4 protein-coding genes are annotated in these 12,879 nt (G+C 63.7%); all 4 read left to right on the top strand.

Translation table 11 applies throughout. The features are described from left to right. Positions 1-46 precede the first annotated feature (46 nt). On the top strand, positions 47-10,264 hold the full coding sequence (locus AC04SF_RS00330; protein ID WP_488476019.1) for a hypothetical protein: 10,218 nt from the start codon (positions 47-49) through the stop codon (positions 10,262-10,264). Between the two features lie 222 nt (positions 10,265-10,486). Continuing rightward, positions 10,487-11,194: a hypothetical protein gene (locus AC04SF_RS00325; protein ID WP_488476018.1), complete on the top strand. Its 708-nt coding sequence runs from the start codon at positions 10,487-10,489 to the stop codon at positions 11,192-11,194. A gap of 158 nt (positions 11,195-11,352) precedes the next feature. Continuing rightward, positions 11,353-12,048 (top strand): hypothetical protein, encoded by a 696-nt coding sequence (locus AC04SF_RS00320; RefSeq protein ID WP_488476017.1) that lies wholly within the window; start codon positions 11,353-11,355, stop codon positions 12,046-12,048. Positions 12,049-12,078: 30 nt separating this feature from the next. Beyond that, a complete protein-coding gene (locus tag AC04SF_RS00315; RefSeq protein WP_488476016.1) occupies positions 12,079-12,816 on the top strand; it encodes a hypothetical protein in 738 nt (245 codons plus the stop codon). Positions 12,817-12,879: the final 63 nt, after the last annotated feature.

The raw sequence follows: 12,879 nt of genomic DNA, 5'->3' as shown, positions 1-12,879 counted from the left end.
TTGCAGGACTTGGATGGCTGCGCCATGGCCACAACGGAGGTGGGGGATGATCGCTTTCAAACGCGATACGAGTGGCCTTTATCTGGCTGATACCCCTGCCAACGCCCGCGTTGCCTTCCTGTTTCAGGACCAGTCGCGCACTGACCCGACTTTCGATCTTACCGCCCAGAACTGGATCGATCCTGGTCAGCTCGGCTACATCGCCTTCTTCGTGCCGTCGGCAACACGCGACTGGGCCGCTTTCGAGGGCAGCGTCCGCAAGACCTTCGTTGCCAATGCCGGCACGCAGATCGGCTGGTTTCCCGAGCCGCTGAGCATCGCGCCGGTTCTGGTCTCGGTCACCGGACAAGGCACGTCGTCACCAACCGTTGCGGAATCCTTCTCGCTGACATTCCGGCAAAGCGTGACGTTCCAAGTCCAGCCGGATCTGTTCGAACTGTCGACGACGGTGCTGTTCGACGACGCCTCCAACAGCCTGCAGATCGCCAACAGCCAGCCGCCGGCCACACTGCTCTTGACGGCGACGCCGCCCGCCGGCGCCACCGTCACGTTCCAGTCGCAAGCGCCATTCGCAAGTCTGCCCCTTTCCGGGCCGTTCGCCGGCACCGCCAGGACGGCGTTTGAACTGGCCACCGCCGATCTCGTCCAGTTCGAAGCCGGCATGATGTATTTCAGCCCGCCGGTCGATGGCGGGTTGGTCAACGCCCTGGCCTATCCGATTTTTCGCGGCGCCGGCGGCTCGACGACGCCATTTGGCTTCGACGTGACGCTTGACGTGCTTGGGCCGCTCGATGCGACGCGCAGCTTCTTCCAGTTCACCGATCCGCTGCTCGGCTCGACTTTCGTCACCGCCAACGGCAAGCCTTTCGCCCTCGCCACGGTCAACACCGGCGATATCGCCACGGCGAGCCGCCTCGTCTTTGCCGGCCGGCCGCAGCAGTCGCCGAGCGAACAGCGCTATTACTATCTGACGCCGGCGGGGCAGTTCAGCCTGGCGCTCGACACCGGTGCCAATCAAGCCGCTGCCGCGGCGGACGAAACCGTGCAGATGCTGTGCGGCGTCACCGGCACCGAATTCGTGACCGTCAACGTCGGCACGACGCCGGACAAACTTGAATTCGTGCCGGCCCAGCCGGCCTACCGCATCCAGCCTGCGCAGGATTCGCCGACCAACCCCGCTTTCCTCGATACCACCGCGACGACCTCGTGGGCGCAGCTTGTCTCCTCGCAAGGCACCTACGTGTCGCAGCCGGAGCGCGCACCACTCTACAAGCAGCCGGACAGCTCGGCTGCGATGGTTGCCGGCGCGGCGCCTGCCTCCGGCCTCACCGTCTATCTCCTCAATTATTTCCACGTGCCGTCATGGACGGATGCCGGCAACGCGCCGGCCGTACCGCTGGTTCCCTATGCCGGGCTCGATTTCTCGACCAATCCCAATTTGAAAGCCGCCGCTTATCTCGACATGGAGTCGCGCGCGCTGAACCCCAGGCGCGCAGCCGGTTTCATTCCAGCGCCGAAGCAGCGCAGCGCGGCAAAGGCCGCCGCTGGCGACCCGAGCGTGCTGGCCATGACGCCGCAAGGCATGCTGGCCGAGCTTGCCGGCACGCCGCTCGCATGGACCGGGCTGCAGATGGCAACGAGTGCCGCCGGCATCCTCGAGTTCGAGGCCATGGGGCCGTCGATCTCAAAGGCCGTGCAGCAGAACCAGATCTTCACCGTGGTCAGCGAAAACCCGGCCAATGCCGACCCGCTCGGCACCGGACAGGCGCTGTTCGATTTCACCAATGACAAGCTCGAGATCGGCGACTGGACGTTCGATCTGTCGTCGGGCGGGCGCTCTGCTCCCGACGGCACGCCACCGATCTTCATGATGAAGTTCTATCCTGGCGAGACGATCGAACAACTCGTCGCCGATACCAGGCTGTGGTCGCAGCCCGACACGTTCAACAAGACATTCACCGCCGCTGCTACCCAGACCTACCTGCAGACGATGATCGCCGAGGCGAAGGCCTCGGTGTTCCCGAATGGCGGCTCGCAGCCCGACACGACGTCGCTTTACTGGAATTTCTACCAGACGGTGACCGACCCCACCTTCAACGGCGTCCTTGCCGTCAACTGCAACATGCAGCTCGACGAACTGCCGACCGCGGTTCGTGCCGTGCTTGGCGGCATGACAGATCCCGGCATTGCCGGCTTTCGCGTCCATCATGTCGGCATCGCCATCAACAACACCGATGCCGACCCGAAGCAGACCGCGCCCGTGCTGGCGCAAAGCGCGACCTTCGCGCTGGTCGACTATGAAAAGGCGGCGAGCAAAACGGCAGCCGCTGCCGATTTCGACATCGACTACGGTTTCGAGGTCGAATATCTGCGCGCTTTGTTCACCAATTCCGAGCTGCGCAGCTTTGCCTGCGAGATCAATCTCACCATCAACGATTTGTTCAAGACCGGCGTCAATCTCGATGCCGAGCAGAGCACGGCCAGCAATGCCGCCGCCGCCGCGGGCGGCAACGTCATCGCCATCATGGGCTCCTATCAGGCGCATGGCACCAGCGGCGACGACACGAGTTCGGGACAAGGCGTCTATTCCTTCGTCGCCCATGGCGAATTCGTCTTCAATTTCACCGACGACAGCGGCAAGGCCAACAACAAATATCTCAAGCAGATCACGCTGACGAAACTGCAGTTCTCGTTCGACGACGAAACCGCGGCAACGCCGCCAAAGGCCAACACCACCCACATCAGCGCGCATTTCGCCATCTGGGGCGACATCGAGTTCAACGAGTTCCAGGTGCTCGACCTGTTCGCGTTCGAGAAGCTCGCCTTCTCCAATCTCGGCATCGAAGTCGGCTTCGACCTGACGATCCCGGCCAGCGGACAGCCATCGACGAGCACGCCGTCGCTCAGTTTTTCGCCGGGTGACCTGCGGCTCGATCTCGGCGCGACGGAAAAGCGCAGCGGTGCTGCCAGCCTGCTCGATCTGATCCCGTTCAAGCTCAAATCGTTCCTCTATTCGGGCGAGGCCGACGAGACGATCGAGAGCCTGAACTACTATTCGCTTGGAACACTGCCGGGGTTGGCGGAAAACGGCATCACGCTGCAGGACAAGTTCAACTACGCGCTGATCTTCGACCTCGATCTCGGCTCGATGGGCGGCCTGGTCGGCTCGCTCTCGGCCTTCAAGTTCAGCGTGCTGATCGGCTGGCTGAGCCCGGAGGATGGCGGTGGGCTGGCCTTCGGCATCCAGCTGCCCCAGGTCGACGGCAAGCTCGAAATCAAGATCGAGGGTGTGCTGACCATCTCGATCGAGCAGTTCAATCTCGAATATGCCAAAGACGCAGAGCCCCAGATGCTGGTGCTCGGCATGCACAATTGCTTCATCGAGATCCTGGGGCAGCGGCTGCCGCCGGACGGCACCATCAGCATCGGCCTGTTCGCGCCGACCGAAGGCGCCGACCAGATCGGCTGGATCGGCGCCTACAACAAGGGCGAGGACGGCGGCGGGGGCGGCGGCGATACGCAGGAAAAGCTGGTGGCCTCCGTGCCGACCAGGCTCGGCGCGGTCAGCGACGTCTTCGATCTCGTCTATCTCGGCGTCGGCCAGCGCGTCGGTCCCGATCCGGCCAAGCCGCCGCCCAATTTCGACGAGTTCCTGAAATTCATGCAAGGCGAGTTCTGGGATAGGCTGCAGGACAAGAAATTCTCCGACATCTACCATCCCAACGGCAAGTGGATCATCGTCACCGACTTCACACTGTTGAAGGTGCTTGAGGTCGGCTTCGTCTTCTATGACGTGACGCCGTTCTACGCGCTGCTTTTGAGGCTCACCGGCGGCGCCGGCAAGGGCGCGGAATTCGAGATCGTTTACACCAAGATCTCCGACACGATCGGCAAGTTCGCCGCTGTCTTCAGCCTGCCGGACAGTTTGCGCACCTTCCAGGTGGGTGCTGCTTCACTGACGCTGCCGACGCTCAGCGTCGACGTCTACACCAATGGCGACTGGAAGGTCGATCTCGGCTTCCCCGACGGCGACAATTGGAGCGTCTGCTTCCAGGTGCAGGCGCAGGCCGGGCCTATCCCCGTGACCGGTTCCGGCGGCTTCTACATAGCGAGCCTCAGTTCGGCCACCGACCCCGACGTGTTCAAAGGCACCTATCAGAGTATCCTCGCGTTCGGCTTTGCCGCACGGCTGGGCGTCGGCAAGGATTTTACCGCCGGGCCGCTGAAGGCAGGTGTCAGCGTCACCTTTTTCGGCATCATCCAGGGTGCCGCCGGCTATCTCACCAGCGGCGGCGGCGACCTAGCCAAGAAACCCGATGCGCTGTCGCTGCAAGGCCAGTTCGGCATCATCGGCGAGCTCTACGGTTCGCTCGACTTCGTCATCATAAAGGCCAGCGTCAATGTGCGGCTCGAAGCCTCGATCGGCATCATCCTGGCGCTGGAACCGCCAAGCGTGCCGGGCGGCGGCGGCGGCTCGATCCTGCTCTACATCGAGGCCTCGGTCAGCGTCAGCGTGACGGTGGAGATCAACCTCTTCCTGTTCTCCATTTCCATCAGCTTCAGTTTCAACGCCTCGTTCCGTTTCGAATGGCAACTGGCCGGTTCCTCGCAGCAGGCTCAGATCGAAGGCTTCGCGCGGCTCAGGCAGAGATTGCTTGCCAATGCGGCACCCGCCATCGGCCTGTTGCCGAACCTGCCGAAGGACCTGCCGATCCTGTTCCTGCCGGAGCTGACGGTTGTGTTTCCGGACGCGGTGAGCAATGGCGCCCCATGGGTCGTGACCTCGCTCGGCGTGCCGTATGACGACAACCCGCCGCAAAATCCGACCTATGCCGACTTCCAGCCTTTCGAGGCGGTGACGACGCAGCTTGCCACGTTCGCGCTCATGCACGCGCTGAACCTACCGGCCTACAATTCCGTCGTCCAGCTCGAATTCGATCCGGTGAGCGGTGCGCTCGGATTGAAGGACATCGACAGCGATCCGGATGCGTTGACCGGCTGGCTCGACTACCCGACGGTGCTCAGCCAGCTCGCCAATTTCAGCGCCACGCTTTCGGTGCCGACCGCCGCCGCCAAGGCGAGTGTGTTTCCAATGCCGCCCTTCCTCAACCTCGCCACCACGGGGCGCACGGACGGCAACGGCAATGCACAGGAGTTCGCCTATCAGTTCCAGTCGAAGAACCCGGTCTCGGACACCTACCTGCAAACGGTCGACACCTATTTCAACCAGCTGTTCGTCAACCAGACCTCGAACCCAGGTTCCGCCAACCCGACCGGCGGCACGACGCCGCTGTCGCAGGAGATCTTCCTAGACTACTTCAAAGGTTTGATCCGTGGCGCGGTGCACGAGTTGCTGGTCACCATGCAGAATGCCGGGCTGACCTCGTCGCCGCTCGACAAGCTGTTCACGGCGGCGGTGGCCGCACCGACACCCGGCGCGCAGACACGCTTCCAGGGTCTCGCCGGCCAGATGTCGAGCGCGTTCCGCGGCGGCGTGCGCCTGCCCTATACCGCCGGCCTTACCGTGCCCGGCGGAACCGCGCTGACGACCACCAATCCGCTGTTTGCGCTTCTGTGGCAGGAATTCCCGGCCGGCGGCTTTACCAGCAGTGGCAAATACTCAATCGCGCTGAGCAATCCCGACGCGACGCAAGGCTGGCTGACCGTCAACGCCTCGTACTCGCTGACCCAGGACGTCCTGGGCAAGTATCTCGGCTTGAAGGAGGCTTCGGTCGCCGCGCCGGGCAGTCCGATGCCGATCGCGCTCAGCTCGACCGGGCCGCAATCCTTCGCGTTGGAGAATGCCATCGCCTGGACGCCGCCAAGCGCCGGCGCGCTCAGCCTGCGGCCGTTCGCGCCCAGCCTGGTGAAGTTGCAGGCAAATGAAGGCACATCAGCCATTCCCGTTCTGGTGAAATCGCGCCAGGCGCAAGGCGCCTATCTGCCGGACGGCACGCCGCTGCCTGCCGGCGACATCACCTTCGCCACCAGCATCACGCTGACGGTCAAGCAGATACCGGGCGCCACGCAAGGCAGCGTGCTGCCCGACGTCTATGCGCTGTCCGGCGCCAGCCAGGCGGACGAAGCGCTGCTCGGCAGGATCCTTGACGATCTCAAAGGCGGTGACCAGCCGGTCGACGCGATCCAGATTCTGTTCCAGACGGCGGCGGGGGCGCCGGGCCTTGTCTCGGCCGTGGTCGATCCGAACGCCGTCTTTGCGCTGCGCACCAACACCACGACGGTGTCGCAGCCGCCGCAAGGGCTGATGGGCTTCGCGCTCGGCGTGCCCGCAACTGTCTCCTTCGGCGCCAGCACCAACATCGGCGACCACGGCGGTTACGGCTTCCTGCAGATCATCCAGCAGGCGACGGTCACCAATGCATCGGGCTACTATCTGCGCTTTGTCGACAAAACAGGCAATTCACTGCCGACGGCGCTGTTCGCCAAAGGTGTCGCGCAGGTGACGATGCTGGTGACCTACAAGCCCGGCAGCGGAACCAACCAGCCCGGTTCGCCACTTGCCATACAACCCTACTACAATGCTGTCGTGCTCGCCGGCACACAGACCAGCCTCGTCTATTATGCCGAGACGGCCGATCCGGCGCTGGAGACCCGCTACGTCAAGGTTGCCGCCGGCACGTTCGGCGTCGAACTGACGCGCGCCGAAAGCGTCATGCAGTTGAAGGCGCCTACAGCCCTCGCCGAGGCCGGGCTGCTCGCCAAGGCGACGACGCATTCGCGCGGCGATGTCATCGCGGCGCTGCGCGCCTCAGGTGTCTCCGACGACGCCGAATTGCACAAGGCCCTCGCCGCGGCGGGCGACGCGAAGGCGTCGCTCAACGCGCTCTACAGCCTCGTCACCTATCAGATCCAGGCGACGACGGGCTTCAGCTTGAGCAATCTGTCGGCGCCGATCCAGCCGCAAAAGCCCGACCAGTCCGCGACCACCAGCACTTACCGGGTGTTCGCGCCGCTCTACAACGTCGCCACCGACAATGCCGGTTCGACGACACCCAATCGCTACGCTTCGATCGACGACAAGTTCACGCTGTTATTCTTCGTCAACGACGCCTTCGGCAACCAGCTGCCGACGCCGGCAAGCTACAGCGATACCAATTTCTATTTCGATCCGATCGTGCCCGTCGACCAATGGCCGGGCGTTTTGCCGACCTATGGCTTTAACGCCTCGCAAGCGAATACGGTCGAGATCGTGCTGACGCCGAGCCAGGCGGCCTTCAGCGGCATGTCCGCCGACCAGAAGGCGGCCGCGCTCGCCAATTACCGCACCATTGAGGACCAGATCACCGGCCCCGGCGTCTCCTTCTATATCGAGACTAGCCTTGCCTTGCAGGCGGATGGCACGAGCTTTGTCAGTTTCCCGATCTCGGCGGCCGACACCAGCAAGGTGACCGGTATGGTCGCCGACCTTGTCAACTGGCTGGCGGGGCTGAGCACCAATTTCCCCGGCGTGGTGACCATCTCGATGCCGGTGAGCGGACCCGGCGCCTTGCCGCCGCTGTTCGAGATCGTCGTGCTGTTCGGCATCGCCCGCAATGTCGATCTGATCTCGCCCTATCTGAAGGACCAGTTCGGCACGGTGATGGTGCCGTCGGCGCAGAACGTTGCGACGGGGTTTGCGCCCGCGACCGGGGGCGCCAGCGCCATGTCGCAGTTCGCAGCCGACTTCACCGGCGCCTTCCCGGCCCAGAAACTCGCCATCGGCATGAACGGTGCCGACGCATCATCGCCGCAGAAACTGTCCAGCAAAGCCCTGTCCAGCACGGGCCTGGCGCGCAAGCGGCTGAAGGCGTTGAAGCTTGCCCATGACGGTTCGGGCAGCGCCCGTGCCGGCTCGCAATCTCTCTGGGCAGCGGCCGCCTCGCTGCTCGACATCTCGATCGGTGCCGCCGGAGGCGGACCGCGCTTCCTCTCGCCCAAGCCGCTCGACAATGTGCTGAACAGTGCCAGCGTTCCCATGCCGACGCTCTCGTCCAAATTGCCGGCGCTGCCGGCGCAGCAACTGTTCATCGACACGGACCTCGACCAGCTCAACCGCAGCTTCTTCCAGGCGGTCGACGAAGTGCTGTCGCCTGCCTCGGCGGCCAAGGCCTTCGAACTCGCTCCGGACTCCTACGGCAAGATCGCGCTCGGCCGCGAAACGCTGGCGCAGAAATATGCGCAGTATGAGGTCGATTGGCTGTTCGGTCCGCAATCGCCGTTCACCGGCACGACGGCCGCACTGGGCGTCGCTCGGGACGTGTTCGAGCAACAGATGCGCGCCGCGCTGATGACGGCCTATTCCGTCGACACGATCGTTCAATATGACGTGACCTGGAGCCAGACGGTGTCTTCCGCGGCCGACGGCAACATCGAACTGTTCGGCCAGATCGAGGCGGTGCTCGCCGGAAGTTACGGCTGGAGCGGCGTCAGCCTGTCGGCGACAACAACCAATCCGCACGGGCTGACCGATGGCAGCCGCGTTTTGATGATCTTCCAGGCGAGCTCGGGCCAAGCGCCGGACGATGGCGTCTACGCCGCCACCGTCACCGGCGACACCACCTTCACCATCACCACCACCGCCAGCGGCTCGGGCGCCGGCACCTTCGCGGCCACGCAGCAGAATGCCGGCCTGTCGACCGCCCATGTCGGCATCGTGAGTTCAGGCGCAAGCCCGCTTACCTTCCTCTATGGCGACCCGGATGCCGGTGCTGCCGCGGTGGTGCCTTTCGACCTGCGCTTTGCCGTCACCAATCTGCAGTTCTTCCTGGCGCCGGCAGGCTCGCCCGGCGAGGCGCGTCCCTCGATCTGGCTGCAGCTTGTCGATCCCTATCCGCAGGGCGTGCCGCATGTCGGACCGGCCGGCGCGCTGACCAAGATCCCGGTCGTGTATCGCCAGTATCCGACACCGCCGACATTGATCAGCCAGACCTGGTCGGGCTTCACGCCGACATCGGGCTCGGGCAATCCGATCGCCGACGGTGCCGACTGGAGCTACCTCTATACCTACCAGGCCTTCCTCGTGGCGCAGGACCAGATCAACACCGCCGTCACCTACAACACCGATCTCAGTGCTGCGTCGAACCCGCCACCCAACCTCTTTGGCGCTGCCGGCCCCAGCGGTCCCTTCGATCTGTTCACCGCGCTGGCGCGCACCTCGGCTGTCTACGCCGCGATCGGCCCCGTGCTGCGCGACCCGGCCGACCCGGCCTGGGCCGACGCGGTCGCCGCCTTTGCCACCGCCATTGGCGAGGTGACGGCGAACAAGGACTGGAATCTGGTCTTCAACCTCGACTTCGTTCAGGGCCTGGTCAACGTCACCGACAATTATGTCGTCACCGACATGTTGCAGCCGGACGGCACGACACGGCTGATCGATCTGCAATGGACGGCGAGCCAAGGTGAAGCGAGCTTCGCCAATGTCGCGCTCACCGTCACCGCTCTCGACCCATCGAACCTGACGCCGTACCCGAACCAGCATCCGATCCAGCCGCCACCCACGGATGGCCTGCAGTTCGAGGTCGACAATGCCCCGCCCGGCAATTTCGGTGTGGCGCACACGATCGAGGTCGATGCGCTCAACGTGCTGGCGGCCGAGAATGCGCTTGCCTCGGTGCAGATCGAACGCAACCTGATCACGCTTGAAGCCGCCGACAACACGCAGTGGCAAGTGGTGCCGGAGTTCATCTACAAGACACCGCAGGTGCGGCCGAGCCAGCCGGTGACGCCGTTCATCGACAATGCGACGCCGATCGACGTGGTGACGTTGCCGGGCCAGGGATCGGGTGCGGCCTGCCCGGCATCGCCTTCAAGCTTGTGCCAGCGCATCTACACCGTCATGGCCGATCTGCTGGCCGACCCTGCGCAGGAAAAGTCGCTGCTTGGGGCGCATGCGGCGGCCAGCGTGACCAGCGGAACGACAAGGCGGGTCAAAGTCGCCTGCTCCTACCAGTTCCCGTTCCCCGCCGTTGCCGGCGGCGCCTTCGACGGCGCCTCGATCAGCCCGCTGGTTCCGATCGTGCTGGCGCGGTCCTTCGAGATCGACGGCCAGCAGACGGCGCAGCTCGGAGATTTCGCGGCGCTGTTTGCCGCGACAATCGCCAATTGGGCCTCCTGCAAAAGCATCGTCTTCGGCGCCAATGCCGAGCCGGCGGGCGCCAGGCTGGTCTTCGATATCACGCTGTACGCAGCGCTCAGCGGCGTCAACACGCCGGTGCTGCGCTTCAGCAACCTGCAACTGAACCTGACGGACATCGATGCGAACTGACCGCTCAAGGCGGGCACTTGCGACGGCGTCACGCAGCGCATGATTGGAAAGGAGGAAATGTTTCGAAACCAGACTTCGGGCCAGACCGGCCAAACCGGTTTGGCCGATCAATGTTGAGACAAACCGACAGAGCGCGCCGGCACGCTTCGACCTGCAGGCCCGCCGCTCTGCAACACGCATTCAGGTACGACAGTTCGAAACCGCAAACCGCGAGGGAAAATCATGGCAACGGCCCCAAAATACGAAATTCTCGGCGTCAACCAATCCAATGCGAACTGGGATGGCTCACCGACCACGCTTGCCTACCGCGAAAGCGCGGCAATGCCGCAGACGACCAATGGATCGATGGTCTTCGCCTACCAGAACACCGCTTCGCTCAACAATGCCGGCAAGCTGGCGCTGACCTCGGGCGGTTCGCAGCCGTCGTTCCTGACTGCTCCGGCGCTGCTCCTGCAGCCCAGCATTCTCATCAACAACTGGCAGGCCAACAACCTCTCCGTCACCAATGTCAGCGTCGCGGCCGCGACGCCGATCTGGATCGAGGCCTTCGGTCCCGGGCTGCCGGGCCAGAAGCCGGTGGCGCTTGCCATCAACACGGCGTTGACGTTGAAGCCGGGCGGCATCGCGCAGGGAACGTCGACCCCCAACTGGATGCAACTGACGCTTGGTACGAATACCGGCCAGTTGATCGTCGTTGCCGTCGTCGGCGGCCCACAGGATGCGACCGGCAACAACGCCTACGCCATCGCGCTGAACTCACCGGCCGGCAACACCGGCCCGGGCGGCCCGCCGGCGCCGCAAGGCTATTACGCGACGACGAGCGGCAACAACTACTCGTTCGAGTTCAACTGGGGCTCCTCGGTTGTCTATGTGGCGAACATGTCGCCTTCGACGGCGTCGTCGCTGACGGCGGAACTCTTGTCTCTTTAACCCAGACACGGGAGCCGGCGGTGCCGAGCCGCCGGTTCCCGCGCAAGAGCATGATCCCAAAAAGTGGCTACCGGCTTTTGCCGGACCAAATGGGAACCGTCTTGTCCAGAGATCATGCCCCAACAAAGAGTTAGCCAGCGAAAGGGAGGACAACCGATATGAGCGACCTCGTCCCGGGGGGCACGGTGAATGCGGCCTGGAACGGCCAGCCCCAAACGCTGACGTATCGCGCCAGCGTGAGCATGCCGCAGACGCCCAACGGCTCGCTCATCGTCGGCTACTTCAACCAGTCGCAGCAGAACAATGCCGGCAAGCTCGCCTTGACCTCCGGCGGCAGCGATCCGACATTCCTTCCGGTTCCGGCGCTGGCGCGGATGATCAGCGTGCTCACATCAAACTGGCACGCCAACAATTTGAACATCAGCAATGTCAGCATCAATACCGCAACCCCGATCCTGGTGCAGGCTTACGGCCCCGGCATCCCCGGCGTCCAGCCGGGTGTGCTGACGGCCGGCACGCCGATGCAGCTGGCGATGCGCCAGGCGGTGCAGGGAACGACGACGCCGAACTGGATGCAGCTGGAGTTTTCCTCGAGCACCAGCAATCTCGAGGTCGTCGCAGTCGTCGGTGGCCCGCAGGACCAGTCCGGCAACAATGCCTATGTGATCGCGTTGAACGCGCCGGGCGGGGACACAGGCCCGCCCCCATTGCCGCCTCCACCGGCCGGATTCTACGCCACAACCAGCAGCAACAGATACGCACTGCCCTTCAATTGGGGAGCGGCGACGGTTTATGTCGTCAATCTCTCGCCGCAGACTGCATCGCCAGTGACGGCTTTGCTGCAATCGCTGTAGAGTTGCCGTAACGCAGTTCAGACGGAAGCCATGCCACCACCTTCGGGTTTCAACATTCTGGGCCAATCCCTTGTGGAGACCAATTGGAATGGCGCGCCGCTGACGCTTGCCGTGCGCGACAGCGCAACCATGCAGCCGACATCGAATGGATCGATGATCCTGGCCTACCAGAACACATCGCAAATGAACAATTCCGGCAAGCTGGCGCTGACCAGCGGCGGCAGCCAGCCGCAGTTCCTGGTCGCTCCGGCGTTGCTCTTGCAGCCGATGGTTCTGATCAACAACTGGCAGGGCAACAATCTGACCCTCACAAACACCAGCGTGAGCACCAACACGCCGATCTGGATCGCTGCCTTCGGTCCAGGCTATGGCGCGAAGCCGGCGATCTTGCCGATCACCGGCGAGCCTATCGCGGTTGCCCTCTACAGCACGCTGAGTGCGACCACCGTGCCGCAATGGATGCAGCTTGGCTTTCACGCGAATTCAGCGGATCTCTGCCTGTTCGCCTTCATTGGCGGCCCCCAGGACGCCAGCGGCAACAATGCCTATGCGATTGCGCTGAATTGGCAATATGGCGACACCGGCCCCGGAACGGCCAAGGCGGCGCCGGCCGGATACTACGCGACGGCTGGTGGCAACAGCTATTCATTCGAATTCAAATGGGGCACTGCCCTTGTGTACATCGCCTATTTCGGCAGCGGCGCCATCGCAAGCGGTAGCCCCAAGGTCATGACGACCGCGCCTACGGTGACGTTGAACCCGATGTGATGCCGGCAGCCGGTCACCGCTCATTACTGTCTATGAGAGTTGATGGGTCCCATGGCTTGCCAA

The organism is Mesorhizobium sp. CNPSo 4671, assembly GCF_057784245.1.
This window is presented reverse-complemented; position numbering and strand designations above follow the sequence as displayed.

What these genes read in the sequence shown, in the direction of transcription:
- AC04SF_RS00330 (WP_488476019.1), top strand. Translation starts at nt 47, where the DNA reads ATGATCGCTTTCAAACGCGATACGAGTGGCCTTTATCTGGCTGATACC.
- AC04SF_RS00325 (WP_488476018.1), top strand. Translation starts at nt 10,487, where the DNA reads ATGGCAACGGCCCCAAAATACGAAATTCTCGGCGTCAACCAATCCAAT.
- AC04SF_RS00320 (WP_488476017.1), top strand. Translation starts at nt 11,353, where the DNA reads ATGAGCGACCTCGTCCCGGGGGGCACGGTGAATGCGGCCTGGAACGGC.
- AC04SF_RS00315 (WP_488476016.1), top strand. Translation starts at nt 12,079, where the DNA reads ATGCCACCACCTTCGGGTTTCAACATTCTGGGCCAATCCCTTGTGGAG.